Source organism: Escherichia sp. HH26CH, assembly GCF_009820205.1.
GTDB lineage: Bacteria > Pseudomonadota > Gammaproteobacteria > Enterobacterales > Enterobacteriaceae > Escherichia > Escherichia coli_F.
This window is the reverse complement of record NZ_VNXM01000012.1, coordinates 381,726-404,398: the sequence shown is the minus strand read 5'-3', so window position 1 is coordinate 404,398 and position 22,673 is coordinate 381,726. Positions and strand designations below refer to the sequence as shown.

General features: G+C 50.9%; 19 protein-coding genes and 2 tRNA genes. 11 read left to right on the top strand and 10 right to left on the bottom strand.

Annotation, left to right across the window (positions count from 1 at the left end; translation table 11 throughout):
• Positions 1-26 precede the first annotated feature (26 nt).
• On the top strand, positions 27-4,643 hold the full coding sequence (locus FQ015_RS03980) for an ATP-dependent helicase (protein ID WP_160523733.1): 4,617 nt from the start codon (positions 27-29) through the stop codon (positions 4,641-4,643).
• Positions 4,644-4,693: 50 nt separating this feature from the next.
• Here the strand turns inward: FQ015_RS03980 and grxD are convergent, their stop codons facing one another.
• Positions 4,694-5,041, bottom strand: coding sequence for a monothiol glutaredoxin 4 (gene grxD, locus FQ015_RS03975; RefSeq protein WP_000108172.1), 348 nt, complete (start codon positions 5,039-5,041; stop codon positions 4,694-4,696).
• Positions 5,042-5,375: 334 nt separating this feature from the next.
• Between grxD and mepH the strand changes: the two genes are divergently transcribed.
• Both mepH and sodB read left to right on the top strand, forming a co-directional pair.
• Positions 5,376-6,203: a peptidoglycan DD-endopeptidase MepH gene (mepH, locus tag FQ015_RS03970; RefSeq protein ID WP_000101187.1), complete on the top strand. Its 828-nt coding sequence runs from the start codon at positions 5,376-5,378 to the stop codon at positions 6,201-6,203.
• A gap of 127 nt (positions 6,204-6,330) precedes the next feature.
• Positions 6,331-6,912, top strand: coding sequence for a superoxide dismutase [Fe] (sodB, locus tag FQ015_RS03965; RefSeq protein WP_032303131.1), 582 nt, complete (start codon positions 6,331-6,333; stop codon positions 6,910-6,912).
• Between the two features lie 145 nt (positions 6,913-7,057).
• On the opposite strand, the gene FQ015_RS03960 is transcribed toward sodB, so the two are convergent.
• Together FQ015_RS03960 and cydH are read right to left on the bottom strand one after the other, a co-directional pair.
• Positions 7,058-8,227: an MFS transporter gene (locus FQ015_RS03960; protein ID WP_160523732.1), complete on the bottom strand. Its 1,170-nt coding sequence runs from the start codon at positions 8,225-8,227 to the stop codon at positions 7,058-7,060.
• 165 nt (positions 8,228-8,392) lie between these two features.
• Complete coding sequence (cydH, locus tag FQ015_RS03955; protein WP_000102278.1) at positions 8,393-8,482, bottom strand: cytochrome bd-I accessory subunit CydH; 90 nt, start codon at positions 8,480-8,482, stop codon at positions 8,393-8,395.
• A 298-nt stretch (positions 8,483-8,780) separates the two neighbouring features.
• Here cydH and purR point away from each other — a divergent pair, with 298 nt between their 5' ends.
• A complete protein-coding gene (gene purR, locus FQ015_RS03950; RefSeq protein WP_000190982.1) occupies positions 8,781-9,806 on the top strand; it encodes an HTH-type transcriptional repressor PurR in 1,026 nt (341 codons plus the stop codon).
• Here the strand turns inward: purR and punR are convergent.
• Positions 9,803-10,735 carry a DNA-binding transcriptional activator PunR gene (punR, locus tag FQ015_RS03945; protein WP_000269493.1) on the bottom strand — a complete coding sequence of 311 codons (933 nt, stop codon included), beginning with the start codon at positions 10,733-10,735 and terminating at the stop codon, positions 9,803-9,805. The two genes, purR and punR, sit on opposite strands and share 4 nt — an antisense overlap.
• A gap of 112 nt (positions 10,736-10,847) precedes the next feature.
• On the opposite strand from punR, the gene punC reads away from it, so the two are divergent.
• Together punC and cfa are read left to right on the top strand one after the other, a co-directional pair.
• Positions 10,848-12,059, top strand: a complete 1,212-nt coding sequence (gene punC / locus FQ015_RS03940; RefSeq protein ID WP_039021257.1) for a purine nucleoside transporter PunC — start codon at positions 10,848-10,850, stop codon at positions 12,057-12,059.
• Positions 12,060-12,349: 290 nt separating this feature from the next.
• Complete coding sequence (cfa, locus tag FQ015_RS03935; RefSeq protein ID WP_000098906.1) at positions 12,350-13,498, top strand: cyclopropane fatty acyl phospholipid synthase; 1,149 nt, start codon at positions 12,350-12,352, stop codon at positions 13,496-13,498.
• Positions 13,499-13,537: 39 nt separating this feature from the next.
• On the opposite strand, the gene FQ015_RS03930 is transcribed toward cfa, so the two are convergent.
• Positions 13,538-14,179, bottom strand: a complete 642-nt coding sequence (locus FQ015_RS03930; RefSeq protein WP_000493965.1) for a riboflavin synthase — start codon at positions 14,177-14,179, stop codon at positions 13,538-13,540.
• A 214-nt stretch (positions 14,180-14,393) separates the two neighbouring features.
• Between FQ015_RS03930 and mdtK the strand changes: the two genes are divergently transcribed.
• Entirely contained in the window at positions 14,394-15,767 is a 1,374-nt protein-coding gene (gene mdtK, locus FQ015_RS03925) for a multidrug efflux MATE transporter MdtK (RefSeq protein ID WP_001174941.1), read from the top strand.
• Between the two features lie 40 nt (positions 15,768-15,807).
• Here mdtK and FQ015_RS03920 read toward each other — a convergent pair whose 3' ends face one another.
• Positions 15,808-17,064: an AIDA repeat-containing protein gene (locus FQ015_RS03920; protein ID WP_160523731.1), complete on the bottom strand. Its 1,257-nt coding sequence runs from the start codon at positions 17,062-17,064 to the stop codon at positions 15,808-15,810.
• Between the two features lie 308 nt (positions 17,065-17,372).
• On the opposite strand from FQ015_RS03920, the gene FQ015_RS03915 reads away from it, so the two are divergent.
• The 4 genes from FQ015_RS03915 to FQ015_RS03900 all read left to right on the top strand — a co-directional run bounded on the left by FQ015_RS03915 (position 17,373) and on the right by FQ015_RS03900 (position 19,679).
• Positions 17,373-17,449 (top strand) — tRNA-Val (locus FQ015_RS03915).
• Positions 17,450-17,453: 4 nt separating this feature from the next.
• Positions 17,454-17,530: transfer RNA gene (locus FQ015_RS03910), tRNA-Val, on the top strand.
• Between the two features lie 107 nt (positions 17,531-17,637).
• On the top strand, positions 17,638-17,943 hold the full coding sequence (locus tag FQ015_RS03905) for a monooxygenase (RefSeq protein WP_000212657.1): 306 nt from the start codon (positions 17,638-17,640) through the stop codon (positions 17,941-17,943).
• 125 nt (positions 17,944-18,068) lie between these two features.
• Positions 18,069-19,679: an FAD-NAD(P)-binding protein gene (locus FQ015_RS03900; protein WP_160523730.1), complete on the top strand. Its 1,611-nt coding sequence runs from the start codon at positions 18,069-18,071 to the stop codon at positions 19,677-19,679.
• Positions 19,680-19,684: 5 nt separating this feature from the next.
• Here FQ015_RS03900 and ydhT read toward each other — a convergent pair whose 3' ends face one another.
• From ydhT to FQ015_RS03880, 4 genes are all read right to left on the bottom strand, one after another.
• Positions 19,685-20,497 carry a protein YdhT gene (gene ydhT, locus FQ015_RS03895; RefSeq protein ID WP_032184329.1) on the bottom strand — a complete coding sequence of 271 codons (813 nt, stop codon included), beginning with the start codon at positions 20,495-20,497 and terminating at the stop codon, positions 19,685-19,687.
• A gap of 3 nt (positions 20,498-20,500) precedes the next feature.
• The gene (gene phsC, locus FQ015_RS03890; protein ID WP_160523729.1) at positions 20,501-21,286 is read right to left on the bottom strand and encodes a thiosulfate reductase cytochrome B subunit; all 786 of its coding nucleotides are present in this window, start codon (positions 21,284-21,286) and stop codon (positions 20,501-20,503) included.
• Complete coding sequence (locus FQ015_RS03885) at positions 21,283-21,951, bottom strand: 4Fe-4S dicluster domain-containing protein (RefSeq protein WP_050486602.1); 669 nt, start codon at positions 21,949-21,951, stop codon at positions 21,283-21,285. Before FQ015_RS03885 ends, phsC begins: the two co-directional genes overlap by 4 nt.
• A 63-nt stretch (positions 21,952-22,014) precedes the next feature.
• Positions 22,015-22,665: a YdhW family putative oxidoreductase system protein gene (locus FQ015_RS03880; RefSeq protein WP_160523728.1), complete on the bottom strand. Its 651-nt coding sequence runs from the start codon at positions 22,663-22,665 to the stop codon at positions 22,015-22,017.
• Between the last annotated feature and the right edge of the window lie 8 nt (positions 22,666-22,673).

Sequence of the window (22,673 nt, the reverse complement as noted above, 5' to 3'; positions counted from 1 at the left end):
CATGATATTCACGGGGAATAGCGTTAATGGCAGATAATCTAAACCCTTCATCGCCCCTGCCGGACGTGTTTTCACCGGCGACCCGCGACTGGTTTCTTCGCGTCTTTAAACAGCCGACCGCTGTCCAGTCGCAAACCTGGCATGTGGCGGCGCGAGGCGAACATGCGCTGGTGATTGCACCGACTGGCTCCGGGAAAACGCTGGCAGCATTTCTCTACGCCCTCGATCAGCTCTTCCGCGAAGGCGGCGAAGATACCCGCGAGGCGCATAAGCGTAAAACCTCACGCATTCTCTATATTTCACCGATCAAAGCTCTGGGCACCGACGTTCAGCGCAACTTGCAGATCCCGTTACAGGGTATTGCCGATGAACGGCGGCGGCGCGGCGAAACGGAAGTCAATCTTCGCGTGGGGATCCGTACTGGCGATACGCCTGCACAGGAACGCAGCAAACTCACCCGTAATCCGCCGGATATTCTGATCACCACACCCGAATCACTCTATCTGATGCTGACCTCCCGCGCGCGCGAAACGCTACGCGGCGTCGAAACGGTAATTATTGATGAAGTCCACGCGGTAGCGGGCAGTAAACGTGGTGCGCATCTGGCGTTAAGTCTGGAGCGGCTCGATGCGCTGCTCCACACCTCAGCACAGCGAATTGGCCTTTCTGCCACTGTACGCTCAGCCAGCGATGTGGCAGCATTTCTTGGTGGCGATCGCCCGGTTACGGTAGTCAACCCGCCTGCAATGCGCCATCCGCAGATACGGATTGTCGTACCGGTCGCCAATATGGATGATGTCTCATCGGTCGCCAGCGGCACCGGCGAAGACAGCCATGCCGGCCGAGAAGGCTCCATCTGGCCATATATTGAAACGGGTATCCTTGATGAAGTTTTGCGCCATCGCTCGACCATTGTCTTTACTAATTCACGCGGGCTGGCGGAAAAACTGACGGCACGATTGAATGAGCTTTACGCCGCACGCTTACAGCGTTCCCCGTCTATCGCCGTTGATGCGGCCCATTTCGAGTCGACCTCCGGCGCAACCTCTAACCGTGTACAAAGTAGCGACATTTTTATTGCCCGCTCACACCACGGCTCCGTGTCTAAAGAACAACGAGCCATCACCGAACAGGCGCTGAAATCGGGTGAATTACGCTGCGTGGTCGCAACCTCCAGTCTCGAACTGGGGATTGATATGGGCGCGGTGGATCTGGTAATTCAGGTGGCAACGCCGCTTTCTGTTGCCAGTGGGTTACAACGCATTGGACGTGCCGGACACCAGGTAGGTGGTATCTCCAAAGGGCTTTTTTTCCCCCGAACCAGGCGTGACTTAGTCGATTCCGCTGTCATTGTTGAGTGTATGTTCGCAGGCAGGCTGGAAAACCTGACGCCACCGCATAATCCACTCGACGTCCTTGCGCAGCAGACCGTTGCCGCCGCGGCGATGGATGCATTACAGGCAGACGAATGGTACTCCCGCGTACGCCGTGCCGCACCGTGGAAAGATCTGCCAAGACGTGTTTTTGACGCCACGCTGGATATGCTTTCCGGGCGCTATCCCTCTGGCGATTTTTCTGCTTTTCGACCAAAACTGGTCTGGAACAGGGAGACCGGGATATTGACCGCCCGACCTGGCGCTCAGCTGTTGGCGGTTACCAGCGGTGGCACCATTCCGGATCGTGGCATGTATAGCGTGTTATTACCCGAAGGTGAAGAACAGGCCGGTTCGCGGCGGGTGGGTGAACTGGATGAGGAGATGGTATATGAGTCGCGGGTGAACGACATTATCACTCTCGGCGCTACCTCATGGCGGATCCAGCAAATCACCCGCGATCAGGTGATTGTGACTCCTGCTCCAGGTCGTTCTGCCCGCCTTCCCTTCTGGCGTGGTGAAGGTAACGGACGTCCGGCAGAATTAGGCGAGATGATCGGCGATTTTCTCCATTTACTGGCGGATGGCGCGTTCTTTTCCGGGACTATTCCCCCGTGGTTGGCAGAAGAAAATACGATCGCCAATATTCAGGGGTTGATTGACGAGCAGCGCAACGCGACGGGCATCGTTCCGGGTAGTCGTCATCTGGTCCTCGAACGGTGCCGTGATGAAATTGGCGATTGGCGTATTATTTTGCATTCTCCCTATGGAAGACGGGTGCATGAACCCTGGGCGCTGGCGATTGCCGGGCGAATACATGCACTATGGGGCGCTGACGCGTCTGTGGTTGCCAGTGATGACGGCATTGTTGCGCGCATTCCTGACACCGATGGTAAATTGCCTGATGCCGCGATCTTTTTGTTTGAACCTGAAAAGTTACTGCAAATTGTCCGCGAGGCGGTAGGCAGCTCGGCACTTTTCGCCGCCCGTTTTCGCGAATGCGCCGCGCGGGCATTATTAATGCCGGGCCGCACGCCGGGCCATCGTACCCCGCTTTGGCAACAACGGCTACGCGCCAGTCAGTTGCTGGAAATCGCTCAGGGATATCCGGATTTTCCGGTCATTCTCGAAACCCTACGCGAATGTCTGCAAGATGTTTATGATCTTCCCGCGCTGGAACGTTTGATGCGTCGCCTGAACGGTGGCGAAATTCAAATATCCGATGTAACGACCGCAACGCCTTCGCCTTTCGCCGCCAGTTTATTGTTCGGCTATGTCGCGGAATTTATGTACCAGAGCGACGCCCCGCTGGCAGAGCGCCGGGCATCCGTACTGTCGCTGGACAGCGAGTTACTGCGCAATCTACTCGGTCAGGTTGATCCTGGTGAGTTACTCGACCCGCAAGTCATTCGTCAGGTGGAAGAAGAGTTACAGCGGCTGGCACCTGGCAGAAGAGCGAAAGGTGAAGAAGGATTGTTCGACCTGCTGCGCGAACTGGGGCCAATGACCGTTGATGACCTGGCGCAACGGCATACAGGCAGCAGTGAAGAGATTGCGTCGTATCTGGAAAATCTTCTGGCAGTAAAACGAATCTTCCCGACGATGATTAGCGGGCAGGAGCGTCTTGCCTGTATGGATGATGCCGCCAGGCTGCGCGATGCCCTCGGCGTACGACTACCAGAGTCACTGCCAGAGATTTATTTGCACCGAGTCAGTTACCCGCTTCGCGACCTCTTTCTGCGCTATCTCCGGGCTCATGCTCTGGTCACGTCTGAACAACTGGCTCATGAGTTTAGTCTCGGTATTGCCATTGTCGAAGAGCAACTTCAGCAACTGCGCGAACAAGGGCTGGTGATGAATCTGCAACAAGACATCTGGGTGAGCGATGAAGTATTTCGTCGTCTGCGTTTGCGCTCGCTGCAAGCCGCCAGAGAAGCGACGAGTCCCGTTGCGGCCACGACCTATGCGCGATTGCTGCTGGAACGTCAGGGCGTATTACCCGCCACCGATGGTAGCCCGGCACTCTTTGCCTCAACATCGCCAGGCGTTTATGAGGGCGTGGATGGCGTCATGCGGGTGATCGAACAGCTTGCCGGAGTCGGTTTACCCGCCTCACTCTGGGAAAGCCAGATCCTGCCTGCCCGCGTACGCGACTATTCGCCAGAAATGCTCGATGAATTACTGGCAACCGGTGCGGTTATCTGGTCGGGGCAAAAAAAACTGGGTGAAGATGACGGTCTGGTGGCACTGCATCTACAGGAATATGCCGCAGAATCGTTCACTCCCGCCGAAGCGAATCAGGCGAATCGTTCGGCGCTGCAGCAAGCGATAGTCACGGTTCTGGCTGACGGAGGAGCCTGGTTTGCACAACAAATCAGCCAACGGATACGCGATAAAATCGACGAATCGGTTGATCCCTCAGCCCTGCAAGAGGCGTTATGGGCGCTGGTCTGGCAAGGCGTCATCACCAGCGACATTTGGGCACCGTTACGCGCCCTCACCCGCAGCAGTACCAACACACGCACCTCAACTCGTCGCAGCCACCGGGCTCGTCGTGGACGTCCTGTCTATGCGCAACCCGTCTCGCCGCTGCTATCTTACAACACACCAAATCTGGCTGGACGCTGGTCGTTATTGCAGGTGGAGCCACTAAACGATACCGAAAGGATGCTGGCGCTGGCGGAAAATATGCTCGACCGCTACGGCATCATCAGTCGTCAGGCGGTGATAGCCGAAAATATCCCTGGCGGGTTTCCATCGATGCAAACGCTTTGTCGAAGTATGGAAGACTCCGGGCGAATTATGCGAGGTCGTTTTGTAGAAGGTCTGGGTGGCGCGCAATTCGCTGAACGTCTGACTATTGACCGATTGCGCGATCTGGCGACACAAGCCACGCAAACGCGCCACTATACACCAGTAGCGCTCTCTGCCAACGATCCGGCTAATGCATGGGGAAATCTTCTGCCCTGGCCTGCACATCCGGCAACGCTGATACCAACGCGTCGGGCGGGTGCGCTGGTGGTCGTTTCTGGCGGCAAATTGTTACTCTATCTGGCGCAAGGTGGCAAAAAAATGCTGGTCTGGCAGGAAAAAGAGGAATTACTCGCCCCAGAGATTTTCCACGCGCTGACTACCGCACTGCGTCGCGAACCACGGCTGCGCTTTACGCTAACAGAAGTGAATGACCTACCGGTCCGGCAAACGCCGATGTTTACGCTGCTGCGTGAGGCGGGATTTTCAAGTTCGCCACAAGGACTGGATTGGGGATAGAGAAAGGACTGACGGATGCCCGTTCGCATCCGTCAGTATTGCAGGACGGATTATTCAGCGTCCGGCTCTTCAGACTTGTATTTAGCGGCAGTTTCTTTGATCAGCTGCTGCAGTTCGCCACGCTGATACATTTCGATCACGATATCACAACCGCCGACCAGCTCGCCGTCAACCCACAGTTGCGGGAAGGTCGGCCAGTTAGCATATTTCGGCAGTTCCGCACGAATGTCCGGATTCTGCAGGATATCAACATAGGCAAAACGTTCGCCACATGCGGCAAGCGCCTGGACTGCCTGGGCAGAGAAACCGCAGCTCGGCAGTTTCGGTGAACCTTTCATGTACAGCAGGATCGGGTTTTCAGCAATCTGGCGTTGGATTTTTTCGATAGTGGTGCTCATTGTCTTGCTTCCTCAAACTTCTTTACGGCAGTAATCTGACATTGTAGCGGGTCAGTGCGGCATCGGAAAATAACATTTTCATCACGCTTTTGCTATTTTATCCCTTTGTTCTATTTGTTGCATTTCAAATATTCGTTTCTTCCCTTATGCACGGCAAACTGGCGTATTTATAACCATTTTTAGCTTCCACTGCTGCATTTTTTTGCGCTCGCCGACGAAACGTATTTTTTAACAATAAAAGCTATTAACTTTCTCTTCTTCTATGCATTAGAATCATCAAGTTTTGTAAATCAGACGCAGGCATGATAGACCTGCCTTAACAGAGGGACGCTCAGTGGCGCGGATAAACCGTATTTCGATCACGCTCTGTGCTTTACTTTTTACCACCCTGCCTTTAACGCCTATGGCCCATGCTTCAAAGCAAGCCAGGGAGAGTTCTGCTACCACTCATATCACCAAAAAAGCAGATAAAAAGAAAAGCACGGCAACCACCAAAAAGACCCAGAAAGCCAGCCAGAAAACAGCGAAAAAAGCCGCCAGTAAAAGTACGACCAAAAGCAAAACCGCTTCTTCCGTTAAAAAATCTTCCATTACCGCTTCTAAAAACGCCAAAACTCGCAGCAAACACGTCGTCAATAAAACGGCCTCAGCCAGCTTTACTGAAAAGTGTACCAAACGTAAGGGCTATAAATCGCATTGTGTGAAAGTCAAAAATGCCGCGTCAGGAACCCTTGCCGACGCACACAAAGCGAAGGTGCAAAAAGCCACAAAAGTGGCAATGAATAAACTGATGCAGCAAATTGGTAAGCCATATCGTTGGGGTGGCAGCTCACCGCGTACCGGTTTTGATTGCAGCGGCCTGGTTTATTACGCTTATAAAGATTTGGTGAAAATTCGTATTCCGCGTACGGCGAATGAAATGTATCACCTGCGTGATGCAGCACCTATCGAACGTAGTGAACTGAAAAACGGCGACCTGGTCTTCTTCCGTACTCAGGGACGCGGTACAGCCGATCATGTCGGCGTGTATGTCGGCAACGGCAAATTTATTCAGTCACCGCGTACGGGTCAGGAAATTCAAATCACTTCTCTCAGTGAAGACTACTGGCAGCGCCACTATGTTGGCGCTCGCCGGGTAATGACCCCAAAAACACTTCGCTAAAACTTTACCCTGTTGTTACGGCAACAGGGTAAGTTCATCTTTTGTCTCACCTTTTAATTTGCTACCCTATCCATACGCACAATAAGGCTATTGTACGTATGCAAATTAATAATAAAGGAGAGTAGCAATGTCATTCGAATTACCTGCACTACCATATGCTAAAGATGCTCTGGCACCGCACATTTCTGCGGAAACCATCGAGTATCACTACGGCAAGCATCATCAGACTTATGTCACTAACCTGAACAACCTGATTAAAGGTACCGCGTTTGAAGGTAAATCACTGGAAGAGATTATTCGCAGCTCTGAAGGTGGCGTATTCAACAACGCAGCTCAGGTCTGGAACCATACTTTCTACTGGAACTGCCTGTCACCGAACGCGGGTGGCGAACCGACTGGAAAAGTCGCTGAAGCTATCGCCGCATCTTTTGGCAGCTTTGCCGATTTCAAAGCACAGTTTACTGATGCAGCGATCAAAAACTTTGGTTCTGGCTGGACCTGGCTGGTGAAAAACAGCGATGGCAAGCTGGCTATCGTTTCAACCTCTAACGCGGGTACTCCGCTGACCACCGATGCGACTCCACTGCTGACCGTTGATGTCTGGGAACACGCTTATTACATCGACTATCGCAATGCACGTCCTGGCTATCTGGAGCACTTCTGGGCGCTGGTGAACTGGGAATTCGTAGCAAAAAATCTCGCTGCATAATAACTGATGGCAAATGCAACATTGCCTGATGCGCTTCGCTTACCATGCCAACTCGGATGAAGCGTTAACACCGCATCCGGCAAGATAAATCGCACGTTGCCAGCAACTGTAACGCAGAAGGTTATCCTTCTGCGTTTTTGTTTAATTAGCTGTTGGCAACGCAAACTGCCTCAGGTTGTTTTCTGGCTGACATAAACACCAGCAATAATGCCAGTCCCGCGACAATCGCCCCCATCACCGGCACAAAACTGTATCCCAGCCCAGCGGAAATTACCGCACCACCAGCCACTGCTCCCAGCGCATTTCCAAGATTAAAGGCACCAATATTGACTGATGAAGACAGACCAGGCGCTTCACTGGCGACACGCATCACGCGCATCTGTAACGGCGGTACGACCGCAAAGGTTGCAGCTCCCCACACCACCATGCTAATAGCTGCGCCGAACTCATTGCGGGCCAGGAACGGGATTGCCAGCATAATCACCATCAGCAGCAACAAAAAGCCTTTCAACGTGCCGTTAACTGAACGATCTGCCAGTTTGCCGCCGAGATAGTTCCCAATAGAGAACCCGACACCAATCAGCACCAGCATTGCCGTGACGAACACCGGTGTTGCGTGGGTAATACTTTGCAGTACCGGAGAGATATAGGTGTAGAGGGTAAACATTGCGCCAGCTCCCAGCACCGTCGTCAGCAATGCAGACAGCACCTGCGGACGCATTAATACCGCCAGCTCTTTTTTCACTTCAGGTCGCGCCCCTGCGCCACCTTTAGGTAATGAGAAGAACAGACTTACTATTGAAATCACGCCCAGCCCCGCCGTTGCCAGAAATGACATCCGCCAGCCGATGGTTTCACCCAACCAGGTCGCCGCCGGAACACCACCGATATTTGCCAGGGTTAACCCCATAAACATAGTGGCAACTGCGCTGGCCTGTTTATGTTTTGGCACCACGCTTGCGGCCACAACTGAACCCAAACCAAAAAATGCTCCGTGATTCAGGCTGGTCAAAATGCGTGAAAGCATCAGGGTCATATAATCCGGCGCGATGGCGGAAAGTACGTTGCCAAGCGTGAAAATCGCCATCAGGAAAATCAACGCACTGCGGCGGGCACAATGAGAAAGTAGAAGCGTCATCAGCGGCGCGCCCACCATTACGCCAACTGCATAGGCACTGATTAACATTCCGGCAGCGGGAATCGAGACATCCACACCGCGCGCAATGACGGGCAACAAGCCCATTGGCGAGAACTCCGTTGTCCCGATACCAAACGCGCCAATCGCCAGCGCCAGCAACGGATAGTTAATTTTCATGCCTTATCTCCACCTCTTCGCGTCATTACGCGATATTCATTAAAGTGGCGAAAGCATGACAGCAATCACAAAAAAATGAAAATAACAAAAAGAGAAAACACTTTTGCCATTTTGCTAACAAACAGGAAGGAGATGCGAGGGAGAACGCGCTCCCTCGAGAGGAAATCAGTGCAGCGCGGCAGTCAAACCCACGGCCACGATCAAACCGAGGACGATAATCGTTGTTACCAGTGAAAATTTAAGGTCGGTGCTCATCAAGTTTTCTCCTTTTTTATTACCACACAAAAAGTGATATTACGCATTTTTACACACTGTGATGAAAAAATCTCCCGTCATTTATAATGATAAGTGTTTTTACCACTTCCCCTTTTCGTCAAGATCGGCCAAAATTCCACGCTTACACTATTTGCGTACTGGCCATTGACCCCTTCCTGACGCTCCGTGTCGTTTTTCCGGCGTACCGCAACACTTTTGTTGTGCGTAAGGTGTGTAAAGGCAAACGTTTACCTTGCGATTTTGCAGGAGCTGAAGTTAGGGTCTGGAGTGAAATGGAATGGCAACAATAAAAGATGTAGCGAAACGAGCAAACGTTTCCACTACAACTGTGTCACACGTAATCAACAAAACACGTTTCGTCGCTGAAGAAACGCGCAACGCCGTGTGGGCAGCGATTAAAGAATTACACTACTCCCCTAGCGCGGTGGCGCGTAGCCTGAAGGTTAACCACACCAAGTCTATCGGTTTGCTGGCGACCAGCAGCGAAGCGGCCTATTTTGCCGAGATCATTGAAGCGGTTGAAAAAAATTGCTTCCAGAAAGGTTACACCCTGATTCTGGGTAATGCGTGGAACAATCTTGAGAAACAGCGGGCTTATCTGTCGATGATGGCGCAAAAACGCGTCGATGGTCTGCTGGTGATGTGTTCTGAGTACCCAGAGCCGTTGCTGGCGATGCTGGAAGAGTATCGCCATATCCCAATGGTGGTAATGGACTGGGGTGAAGCAAAAGCTGACTTCACCGATGCGGTCATTGATAACGCGTTCGAAGGCGGCTACATGGCCGGGCGTTATCTGATTGAACGCGGTCACCGCGAAATCGGCGTTATCCCCGGCCCGCTGGAACGTAACACTGGCGCAGGCCGCCTTGCCGGTTTTATGAAGGCGATGGAAGAAGCGATGATCAAGGTGCCGGAAAGCTGGATTGTACAGGGTGACTTTGAACCTGAATCCGGTTATCGCGCCATGCAGCAAATACTGTCGCAGCCGCATCGCCCTACTGCCGTCTTCTGTGGTGGCGATATCATGGCAATGGGCGCACTTTGTGCTGCTGATGAAATGGGTCTGCGCGTCCCACAGGATGTTTCGCTGATCGGTTATGATAACGTGCGCAACGCCCGCTATTTTACGCCGGCGCTGACCACGATCCATCAGCCAAAAGATTCGCTGGGTGAAACAGCGTTCAACATGCTGTTGGATCGTATCGTCAACAAACGTGAAGAACCGCAGTCCATTGAAGTGCATCCGCGCTTGATTGAACGCCGCTCCGTGGCTGACGGCCCGTTCCGAGACTATCGTCGTTAATCACCCGTTGCGGGAGTCTCTTCCGGCTCCCGCAGCCACTCCTTATTCAGCGTCTCACTATCGCCGAGATACTCAAGCAACCAGGTTAACGCAGGCGACATATCATTTTGCTGCCATGTCAGACAACATGCCGAATCCGGAAAGGGGTTTTCCAGTTCTAATGCTACCCACTTCCCCTCATTAAGCCACGGTTTGGCGAAATGTGTTGGCACCATCCCTATGCATAATCCTGCCGAGATACAGGTTGCCGATGATTCCCAGTCAGGCACGACAAGTCTTTTTTGGTTATCCAGCAACCAGGTAATACGTTTAGGTAGCGTTCGCGAGGTGTCTTCGCGCACCAATGACGGCCAGTTGCGCAACGTATCATCGCTGAACGGGCCATCCATCAACGCCAGCGGGTGGTGGCTGGCAACAACGCAACTCCAGCTTAGCATCCCCATATCCCGGAAGGCATAACGACCGCCTACCGGAATCGCGCGTGTTGCGCCAATCGCCAGTTCCACGCGCCCGTCGGAAAGCGCATCCCAGACACCGTTGAACACTTCCTGAAAGACAAGAAGTTCGACATCATCAAAATGGCGATAAAAATCAACGATCATCTGCCGTGTACGTTCTGGCCTGACAATATTATCCACTGCGATAGCTAACTGACCGCGCCAGCCGTTCGCTATCTGCTGACATTGCTGCCGAGTGATCTGCATTTTTTTGACAACAGAGCGCCCTTCTTTGAGAAACCACGCCCCGGCAGCGGTCAGTTCCACATCACGGTGACGTCGTTCAAACAGAGGCACCGCCAGCCACTCTTCCAGCTGACGCACGGTATAGCTGACCGCAGAAGGAACGCGATGCAACTCCTGGGCTGCAGCGCTAAAACTACCATTACGCGCTACCGCATCAACAACTTCGAGTGAATATTCTGACCACATAGTCTGCCTGCAAAATTTTTGAAACCAGTCATCAAATATTACCGTTTCACAACACTAATTTCACTCCCTACACTTTGCGGCGGTGTTTAATTGAGAGATTTAGAGAATATACATGCAACCTGGGAAAAGATTTTTAGTCTGGCTGGCAGGTTTGAGCGTACTCGGTTTTCTGGCAACCGATATGTATCTGCCTGCTTTCGCCGCCATACAGGCCGACCTGCAAACGCCTGCGTCTGCTGTCAGTGCCAGCCTTAGTCTGTTCCTTGCCGGATTTGCCGCAGCCCAGCTTCTGTGGGGGCCGCTCTCCGACCGTTATGGTCGTAAACCGGTGTTATTTATCGGCCTGACAATTTTTGCGTTAGGTAGTCTGGGGATGCTGTGGGTTGAAAACGCCGCCACGCTGCTGGTATTGCGTTTTGTACAGGCTGTGGGTGTCTGCGCGGCGGCGGTTATCTGGCAAGCGTTAGTGACGGATTATTATCCTTCACAGAAAGTTAACCGTATTTTTGCGACCATCATGCCGCTAGTGGGTCTATCTCCGGCACTGGCTCCTCTTTTAGGAAGTTGGCTTCTGGTCCATTTTTCCTGGCAGGCGATTTTCGCCACACTGTTTGCCATTACCGTGGTACTGATTTTGCCTATTTTCTGGCTTAAACCCACGACGAAGGCCCGTAACAATAGTCAGGATGCGTTGACCTTTACCGACTTACTGCGTTCAAAAACCTATCGTGGCAATGTGCTGATTTACGCGGCCTGTTCAGCCAGTTTTTTTGCATGGCTGACCGGTTCACCGTTCATCCTTAGCGAAATGGGTTACAGCCCGGCAGTGATTGGTTTAAGTTATGTCCCGCAAACTATCGCGTTTCTGATTGGTGGCTATGGCTGTCGCGCCGCACTACAAAAATGGCAAGGCAAGCAGTTATTACCGTGGTTGCTGGTGCTGTTTGCTGTCAGCGTCATTGCGACCTGGGCTGCGGGCTTCATTAGCCATGTGTCGCTGGCCGAAATCCTGATCCCATTCTGTGTGATGGCGATTGCCAACGGCGCGATCTACCCGATTGTTGTCGCCCAGGCACTGCGTCCTTTCCCACATGCAACTGGTCGCGCCGCAGCGTTGCAGAACACTCTACAACTGGGTCTGTGCTTCCTCGCAAGTCTGGTAGTTTCCTGGCTTATCAGTATCAGCACGCCATTGCTCACCACCACCAGCGTGATGTTATCAACAGTAGTGCTGGTCGCTCTGGGTTACAAGATGCAACGTTGTGAAGAAGTAGACTGCCAGAATCATGGCAATGCCGAAGTCGCTCATAGCGAATCACACTGATCTATATCGATATGCTTATACTTAGGCTGCTAACAAAATTTTGTTGTATGATTGAAATTAGCGGCCTATACTAATTTCGAGTTGTTAAAGCTACGATAAATATTATGTTTTTACGGGGACAGGATCGTTCCCGACTCACTATGGATGGTCATTTCGGCAAGGGTTCCTCCTTTCCCTCTGTTCTACGTCGGATTATAGACTCGCGGTTTTTTCTGCGAGATTTCTCACAAAGCCCAAAAAGCGTCTACGCTGTTTTAAGGTTCTGATCACCGACCAGTGATGGAGAAACTATGAGTTCATCGTGTATAGAAGAAGTCAGTGTACCGGATGACAACTGGTACCGTATCGCCAACGAATTACTTAGCCGTGCCGGTATAGCCATTAACGGTTCTGCCCCGGCGGATATTCGTGTCAAAAACCCCGATTTTTTTAAACGCGTTCTGCAGGAAGGCTCTTTGGGGTTAGGCGAAAGTTATATGGATGGCTGGTGGGAATGTGACCGACTGGATATGTTTTTTAGCAAAGTCTTACGCGCAGGTCTCGAGAACCAACTCCCCCATCATTTCAAAGACACGCTGCGTATTGCCGGCGCTCGTCTCTTCAATCTGCAGAGTAAAAAACGTGCCTGGATAGTCGGCAAAGAGCATTACGATTTGGGTAATGACTTGTTCAGCCGCATGCTTGATCCCTTCATGCAATATTCCTGCGCTTACTGGAAAGATGCCGATAATCTGGAATCTGCCCAGCAGGCGAAGCTCAAAATGATTTGTGAAAAATTGCAGTTAAAACCAGGGATGCGCGTACTGGATATTGGCTGTGGTTGGGGCGGACTGGCGCATTACATGGCGTCTAACTATGACGTAAGCGTGGTGGGCGTCACCATTTCTGCTGAACAGCAAAAAATGGCTCAGGAACGCTGTAAAGGCCTGGATGTCACCATTTTGCTGCAAGATTATCGTGACCTGAACGACCAGTTTGATCGTATTGTTTCTGTGGGGATGTTCGAGCACGTCGGACCGAAAAATTACGATACCTATTTTGCGGTGGTGGATCGTAATTTGAAACCGGAAGGCATATTCCTGCTCCATACTATCGGTTCGAAAAAAACCGATCTGAATGTTGATCCCTGGATTAATAAATATATTTTCCCGAACGGTTGCCTGCCCTCTGTGCGCCAGATTGCTCAGTCCAGCGAACCCCACTTTGTGATGGAAGACTGGCATAACTTCGGTGCTGATTACGATACTACGTTGATGGCGTGGTATGAACGATTCCTCGCCGCATGGCCAGAAATTGCGGATAATTACAGTGAACGCTTTAAACGGATGTTTACCTATTATCTGAATGCCTGTGCAGGTGCTTTCCGCGCCCGTGATATTCAGCTCTGGCAGGTGGTGTTCTCTCGCGGAGTCGAAAACGGCCTTCGAGTCGCTCGCTAGAGGCTATTCTATCGCCCCCGCTCCGGGGGCGATTTCAGATCAGGCTTCTGTACCTGGTTGATTCATGGCATTTTCTCGTGCCGCCAGCACACGTTCTACCGTATCTACCACTGCCTGAGTTTGTGGATCGATTTCAATGTTGACGCGTGCGCCGAGTTTTTTCTTCCCAAGAGTCGTGCGTTCCAGTGTTTCCGGAATTAAATGGACGCAAAAACGCGTTGGCGTGACTTCGCCGACGGTCAGGCTAATACCGTCGATGCCAATAAATCCTTTGTACAGGATATATTTCATCAGCTGACTATCCTGGACTTTAAACCAGATCTGGCGATTATTTTCCGAGGTTAATATTTTAGCCACTTCAGCGGTGGTCATAATATGACCTGACATTAAGTGTCCGCCAATTTCATCGCTAAATTTCGCCGCCCGCTCAACATTTACCCAATCCCCCACGTTTAAATCGCCAAGATTGGTAATACGTAACGTTTCTTTCATCAGGTCAAAACTGACATGGTTGCCGTTAATCTCCGTCACGGTCAGGCAGCAACCGTTATGCGCCACGGACGCACCGGTTTCCAGACCGTCCAGCATGTAGTCAGGTAACTCAACCACATGTGTGCGAAAATTTGGTTTCTCGTCAATCGACACCAGTTTTGCGGTGCCCTGTACAATCCCCGTAAACATACTCACAACTCCTGAAATCAGTTAAGACATTCTGTTCAGCACAATAGCAGGTGGAAAACGCCCTTACCAGTGAAGGGGTAAGAATGGCTATTTTTTCACTGGAGAATTAATAAATCCTCGCTACAATAGACTGAATTTCCCCTGCTTCTTCTTTTTGCTGCCCATTCAGGCGGCTTTTTAGTCTCTCATATAACTACAAATAAAAGGTGTTCACGTGCAGAAGTATATCAGTGAAGCGCGTCTGTTATTAGCATTAGCAATCCCGGTGATTCTCGCGCAAATCGCCCAAACTGCGATGGGTTTTGTCGATACCGTGATGGCGGGCGGCTATAGTGCCACCGACATGGCGGCGGTCGCTATTGGTACTTCTATCTGGCTTCCGGCGATCCTCTTTGGTCACGGGCTGCTGCTGGCATTAACGCCGGTTATCGCGCAATTAAATGGTTCCGGTCGACGTGAGCGCATTGCGCATCAGGTGCGACAAGGGTTCTGGCTGGCAGGTTTTGTTTCCGTTCTTATTATGCTGGTGCTGTGGAATGCGGGTTACATTATCCGATCTATGGAAAATATCGACCCGGCTCTGGCGGACAAAGCCGTGGGTTATTTGCGTGCATTGCTGTGGGGCGCACCGGGCTATCTGTTCTTCCAGGTTGCCCGTAACCAGTGTGAAGGTCTGGCAAAAACCAAGCCGGGTATGGTGATGGGCTTTATCGGCCTGCTGGTGAACATTCCGGTGAACTATATCTTTATTTATGGTCATTTCGGTATGCCTGAGCTCGGTGGCGTTGGTTGTGGCGTGGCTACTGCGGCGGTGTATTGGGTCATGTTCCTTGCCATGGTTTCTTACATTAAACGCGCCCGCTCGATGCGCGATATTCGTAACGAAAAAGGCACCGCGAAGCCCGATCCTGCGGTTATGAAACGACTGATTCAACTCGGTTTGCCAATTGCGCTGGCGCTGTTCTTTGAAGTAACGCTGTTTGCCGTCGTGGCTCTGTTAGTGTCTCCGCTAGGTATTGTTGATGTCGCAGGACATCAGATTGCCCTGAACTTTAGTTCACTGATGTTCGTACTTCCCATGTCGCTGGCGGCAGCGGTAACCATCCGCGTAGGTTATCGTCTGGGTCAGGGCTCAACGCTGGATGCGCAAACCGCTGCGCGGACCGGGCTTATGGTGGGTGTCTGTATGGCAACCCTGACGGCCATATTCACGGTTTCACTGCGGGAGCAAATCGCCCTGTTGTACAACGATAATCCCGAGGTTGTAACGCTGGCTGCGCATTTGATGTTGCTGGCGGCGGTATATCAGATTTCTGACTCAATCCAGGTCATTGGCAGTGGGATTTTGCGTGGATATAAAGATACGCGCTCCATTTTCTATATCACCTTTACGGCTTACTGGGTGCTGGGCTTGCCAAGCGGCTATATTCTGGCACTGACCGATCTGGTTGTTGAGCCTATGGGGCCAGCAGGCTTCTGGATAGGGTTTATTATCGGCCTGACATCGGCAGCTATTATGATGATGCTGCGAATGCGTTTCCTGCAACGTCTGCCATCAACCATCATTCTGCAACGAGCAGCTCGCTAGTAAAGATAAGGCGCAACCTTCACGGGTTGCGCCTGTGTTTTTACGCAGGCTGGAGCGTTGCGCCAATCCCGTCTTCGTCTGGCTGTAATTTCAGTGCGTTACACAAAGTTTGCCGACTGGCATCTGTTATCTCAACGTGTATATCACCGGTAACTTCCCCTTTCACATTGATGAAGTCAGGTGAAATTTCTTTCGCACTGGTTTGCAGGCAAATCGTTCCCTCTCCGCGCAGGCGTTTAACTTTCAGTTGCACATGCGTTGCCGCAGAAGTGATCAACCACACTTTCCCGCCATCGAGATTAATGTTGCCCACATTTAAAGTGACGTTGTCACCTTTTACCGTGCTGCCATCGAGAATCAACACGCCGCCCTGCTGTACAGTAATCGTTGATTGTTGCAGATCTGCGCCATAGCCAATAATCATTGAAGCGCCGTCCAGTAATGCAACACTCCCGGTCAGTTCAACCGGTGCGCGATCTTCCTCTACGACAAAATTTTCGTCCGCGCTGGTGGGTGACAACAAGATCACTGTCCCACCTTGTATTACCGCGTTTTCCAGCGTACCAGCATGCACTTCAGCCCGACCACCTACATTAACGGACAAGTTTTGCGTCTTACCGGAACTGTAGAGCTGAAGACCATCCGTCCCCAGACGATAAGTGGATCCATTCTCAACAATAGTGTCAGAGTCTTCACCACCGAGATTATTCATGGTGCCACCAGCAAGCAATGTATCACTGGCTTTCCCCGCCAGCATAAAAACGCCGCCCTGATTAATCTCACAATTGCTGGCTTCCCCACCTGGATACACCAACAATTCACCACCTTCATCTACCACGACCGCTGAGGTTGTCCCATTGACCAACAGGCCGCCCTCTTGATCGAGAATGATTTTTTCCGCGCGATGGCCTTCCAGTACACGCAGGTTACCGCCATTTTCCAGCAACAAACCGCAGGCATAACCCTGATCAACGCTAAATTCACCTTCGGGATGGCGGCCATTAACCGTAGCGAGCGTAGAGAGACTAATTGCGCCTCCCTCTGACTGAACAATATCTGTGGCAATGGCACCGTCACTGACCGATAGCGTGCCATTGTTGCCGTACTGTGTGCATTTGGCGATCCCACCGGTTGCCACTTTCAACCAACCGGCCCCCGTGACCACGGTATTTTCGGCTCTTGCGCCAGCTTCAACAATTAACTCACCTTCAGTAAGTTGCGTCGCGCCAATGACCTCGCCGGTCTTAACAATTTGCACGTTCCCGTCGCTCATCAAGTTTTTCGCATCAGATCCCATGATTTATTCCTTTGCTGCATCTGTGTGCCTTTATTGCTACATAAGTGTAAAGGCTACGGAGGATTTATCCACGACAGATTTTGAGATGGTGGCAAACAACTCTGTTTAAACTCTGATACACAGATTATTGGGTTGTGTCAGATGTAAATGCGATCCTGAATAAAAATCGCCCTTGCAAATCAACAAAATATAGCCAATTTGCTTAAAAGCTCTGCAAACGGTCGAAATACCGCAGAAAATTACGTTTTGCCTCTTGCCACCTTCCCACTCTGCCGCTAATATTCGTCCCCGTTGTCACCTACAACGTTGCGTTCATAGCTCAGTTGGTTAGAGCACCACCTTGACATGGTGGGGGTCGTTGGTTCGAGTCCAATTGAACGCACCATCCTGCGTCCGTAGCTCAGTTGGTTAGAGCACCACCTTGACATGGTGGGGGTCGGTGGTTCGAGTCCACTCGGACGCACCAGATTTTCTTAATCTGGTCTTCTCCTTTTTCCCTCTGTTTCTTCTCTGTATCCAATACGTTAAAAGATTTACACTGTCTTCGTATGCGTTATCAGAAGGAGAATCGCTATGGCAACTTTGTTACAACTTCATTTTGCTTTTAATGGCCCATTTGGCGACGCAATGGCTGAGCAGCTTAAACCGCTTGCTGAGTCGATTAATCAGGAACCTGGTTTTCTGTGGAAGGTATGGACAGAAAGTGAAAAGAACCACGAAGCCGGTGGGATCTACCTTTTCACTGATGAAAAAAGCGCCCTTGCCTATCTGGAAAAACATACTGCCCGACTGAAAAATCTCGGCGTTGAGGAAGTTGTCGCCAAAGTTTTCGATGTCAATGAGCCACTGAGTCAAATCAATCAGGCAAAACTCGCCTGACAGATTTTAACCAAGGGCGGTTAGCGCCCTTTTCATCCCTGTCTGAAATTTCTCAAATTCTAAAAATTTCAACCAAACTTATCTGATAACACTAAATTCGAAAGAATGCGTACAGGTAAGTAACAATGAAAAAAATTGCTATTGTGGGTGCCGGGCCTACGGGGATCTACACCTTATTCTCGCTTCTACAGCAACAAACTCCACTTTCTATTTCTATCTTCGAGCAGGCTGACGAAGCCGGTGTCGGGATGCCATACAGTGATGAGGAAAACTCAAAACTGATGCTGGCAAATATTGCCAGTATTGAAATACCGCCGATTTATTGTACATATCTCGAATGGCTACAAAAGCAAGAAGCCAGCCATCTCCAGCGTTATGGCGTTAAAAAAGAAACCTTGCACGATCGCCAGTTTTTACCGCGAATTCTGCTGGGCGAATATTTCCGCGATCAATTTTTACGATTAGTAGACCAGGCACGACAGCAAAAATTTGCAGTGGCTGTTTATGAATCATGCCAGGTTACCGATCTGCAAATTATAAATGCTGGCGTCATGCTCGCTACAAATCAGGATTTACCCAGCGAGACGTTTGATTTAGCGGTGATCGCGACGGGTCACGTCTGGCCTGATGAAGAAGAAGCAACCAGAACGTATTTTCCCAGCCCGTGGTCAGGCCTGATGGAAGCAAAGGTCGATGCGTGTAACGTGGGTATTATGGGAACATCCTTGAGCGGACTGGATGCGGCAATGGCAGTGGCTATTCAACATGGTTCATTTATTGAAGATGATAAACAACATGTTATTTATCAACTCAATAACACAAGTGAAAAGCTAAGTATTACGCTAATGTCACGCACGGGTATTTTACCGGAAGCCGATTTCTATTGCCCTATTCCCTACGAGCCCTTACACATCGTCACTGAACAGGCATTAAATGCGGAGATTCAAAAAGGCGAAGAGGGCCTTTTGGATCGAGTATTCGAATTAATAGTAGAGGAAATCAAATTTGCTGATCCAGACTGGAGCCAACGCATAGCCTTAGAGAGCCTGAATGTCGATTCCTTTGCTCAAGCCTGGTTTGCCGAGCGCAAACAACGCGACCCATTCGACTGGGCAGAAAAAAATCTCCAGGAAGTCGAACGCAATAAACGAGAAAAACATACTGTTCCCTGGCGTTATGTCATTCTGCGCCTGCATGAAGCCGTACAGGAAATTGTTCCTCATCTGAATGAACACGACCATAAACGGTTCAGTAAAGGCCTTGCCCGGGTTTTCATCGATAATTATGCGGCAATCCCTTCAGAGTCTATTCGTCGACTACTGGCCTTACGTGAAGCGGGAATCATTCATATTCTCGCCCTCGGTGAAGACTACGAAATGGAAATTAATGAGTCGCGCACCGTCCTGAAAACGGAAGACGATAGCTACTCGTTTGACGTTTTTATTGATGCCCGCGGGCAGCGTCCGCTTAAAGTGAAAGATATTCCTTTCCCTGGACTACGCGAACAATTACAGAAAACAGGGGATGAAATCCCGGATGTTGGCGAAGATTATACGTTACAGCAACCCGAAGAAATTCGTGGGCACGTAGCATTCGGCGCGTTGCCCTGGTTGATGCACGACCGGCCATTCGTACAGGGACTTACGGCATGTGCAGAAATTGGTGAGGCGATGGCTCAGGCGGTCGTAAAGCCTGCATCCCGTGCTCGTCGGCGTCTTTCGTTTGATCAAATGTAAAGCTATCAGCACTCAACAAACTGATGCTGTTCATTAAGGCGATAGCGGACTCCGGCTCGAATATTGTTTTCACCTTCAATGGCGACGGCGAAGCGAACTCTTTCGCCGTCATGATATGCCAGTGCGGCGCTTCCCCCTGGCCCTAGAATAATTGAGTCGACCACGCCCGTGCTCACTATTGTTGAATCTTCACCGCTGGCAATGATGTGTACATTGTCGCCGCTGTTGGCAATTCTGGCGTTTGCGCCAAAGCTGGCGATTTGCACCAGGTCACCATTACTGGCGACATGACACCGTTCACCCAATGTGCAAACGCGTACTCGCATTCCGGTATTCGCAATCCGACTACTATCTCCAGCGCTGCTTATCCGCGAAGAATTACCGGTTACAGCAACCCGTGCGCGTTCACCGGAGCTGCCAATGTGACTGTTAAAGCCGACACTTCCAATCCGCACGCTATAACCCATACTGGCAATTTGCGCGGCATACCCAGCAGTTGCGATTCTGGCATTATCCTCACAACAGCCGATGCGAGCATGATCGTCGCTGCGGGCAAACTGACTGCAAAATGGTCTCTCTCCGGGATCTATGGCCAGTTTTTGCATAGAAGAAACTTCCTGATGCGCGAAGTTTTCATCCGCCAGCCATTTTTTCCACGCATACTCAACCAGACTCTCCGCCCAGTCCGTATATCCTTCCTCAATCAGTGCATGATGAATATCGGCATAACTACCGCCGCGTGGGAAATGGCGCAGGAACCAGCGATACATCACCGCTCCGATACGCCATTCTCGCAGGTCTGCTCGTGTAATGATCATTCGTTAGTGCCGGTGATAGCCATCGACCATGCTTTTAAAGGTTTCGTGTGTCGTACGCCCCGTGGTGCAAAGATAAAGATGACCGAAGATAAAAAAGAGGCTTATAAATGCCAGAGCAAAATGCGCCTGCAATAACCAGTATCTTACGCCAGGAAACACATCTCCCACGGCTTGCGGATAGAGACACAGCAGCCCCGTCAATAGTAACAACGGCAGCAATCCATACATGACACCAACATAGGCGACCTGCTGTAAGGGATTAAATTTAGACTGTGTTGTTGCCGGGAAAGGATGTTCTTCCCCCTGCATAATGCCAAACAAATAAAATCGCGTTTGTTTTGCCGCTCGCTCCAGCCAACCCTGACGACGAATGCGATAGTGGTGACCATTACCCCCAACGGCATTGATCAGAACAAAGCCGAGCCAGCATGCCAGTAACAAAAATCCGCAAACTTCATGCACCGCAACCAGACTTTTAACCGCAGTTGCTCCCACCAGCGCAAAGTGATTTATCAGCCCACTTGCCAGCAACAATACAAAGAGTAACGCATTCGACCAGTGCCATAATCTGACCGCTTTGCTGTAAAGATAAATCTTCTCACCATGATCGGTGGCTGATTTCTTCACGCCACGAGCACGAAGCAAGGCATGCAGCCCCAGCACCAACCACATCCCAACCAGCAATAGTCCGGCAATGATCAACCACACCGGCCAAAATTCGGGAGTGAACTGTGGCACATAGTTCGCCAACTGGCTCTGAAACTGTTCAGCATGTTGCGACGGGTTCATACATTTTCCTTTTTAATCAAATGTTGACCGAATCGGCGATACAGATGCGGTTTCCCGGCACCAGGTAGCTGATATTGATAGTATTTATTTTCCTGCAACCACGCCTGAATTTCTGGGCTATCTTCGCGACCAAAGATCAATGCGTGTTCCGGACAGGCGCTGACGCAGATGGGTGGAAAGCCTTTTGCCAGTCGGGACTCAGCGCAGAAATCACATTTATCTGCAACTTTAGTGACAGGGTTAAGGTAGCGAACCTGGTACGGGCAAGCGCCAATGCAATAACTGCAGCCGATGCACTGCGATTTTTCTACCCGCACGATCCCCTGCATATCACGCCATGACGCTCCTGTTGGGCAAACGTCGATGCAAGGAGCATCTTCACAGTGCTGGCATGACTGGCGAAAAAAGTGATACTGCGTTTCGTTGTCGTTATCGGTGACCGGTATGTGTGCTATCGATAAACGGCTTCCCTGAGCGGGGACGTGGTTAGTTTTACGGCATGCGCGGGCGCAAATATTACAGCCATTGCACCGTGACTCGTCATGAATCATGGCATACCGAACTTCCTTTTCTTGCCTCGTGTTCGCTAACAGAGAAGACGCAGAACCAGTAAAAAAGATTACTGTTCCCATCCCCAGAACAAATTTGCGTCGAGTGAAGGACATCTGATTATCCCCTAATGCAGTGGCTGCAACTGTCCACCCTATCCATGACATCTCCCTGAAATTTCAGGGGTTCTGAAACTGCTCTACCTCGAACCATTCGCATAAGCCATAAGCTTTGCCATAGGTCATAAATCGCTCGCTAAACAAGTACAACACCGCCGTCGATGACTCCACCTGCCGTATATCGGCATATTCAGGTGCAACATCCATCGCGGCGATCGCGGCTTCAATCTGCGCTTCCTGGAAGTAATATGGCGCTTGCATCAGCATGGCGACTTTGTAAGGACGAGGATACGTCTGGCACTCAAAACGAACGGCGTGTGCAATAGCGCGACAAATGTCCTGCTCCACAACTTGCAAAGACATCGCCGCGTAGTTTTCACTCATGGCCTGCGTTGAGTAATAGTAATCATCCTGGCTTCCCGTCATACACGCGATATCCGCGTAGTCTCCGTTCTGCTTAATGTTTTCCAGCAAAACTGACAGTTCCTCTTCTGCAACCGAATAGGGTGGCGAGAGAAACACGGCGCGCGCCACCAGCTGCCCAGCCGCAGAATGCTGGCGAATGAACTCTGCCAGGATTTCAGCAGGTTCTGGTTCTGTGATGTCTTCACTTACCGTATCAACGGAGTGGCGCATCCCCTGCAACCATTGCCGCTTCGCCTCGTCAATTTCGCTGACTTCCGCTAACGGCAAGACATCCTGATGGTTCATCTCACCCA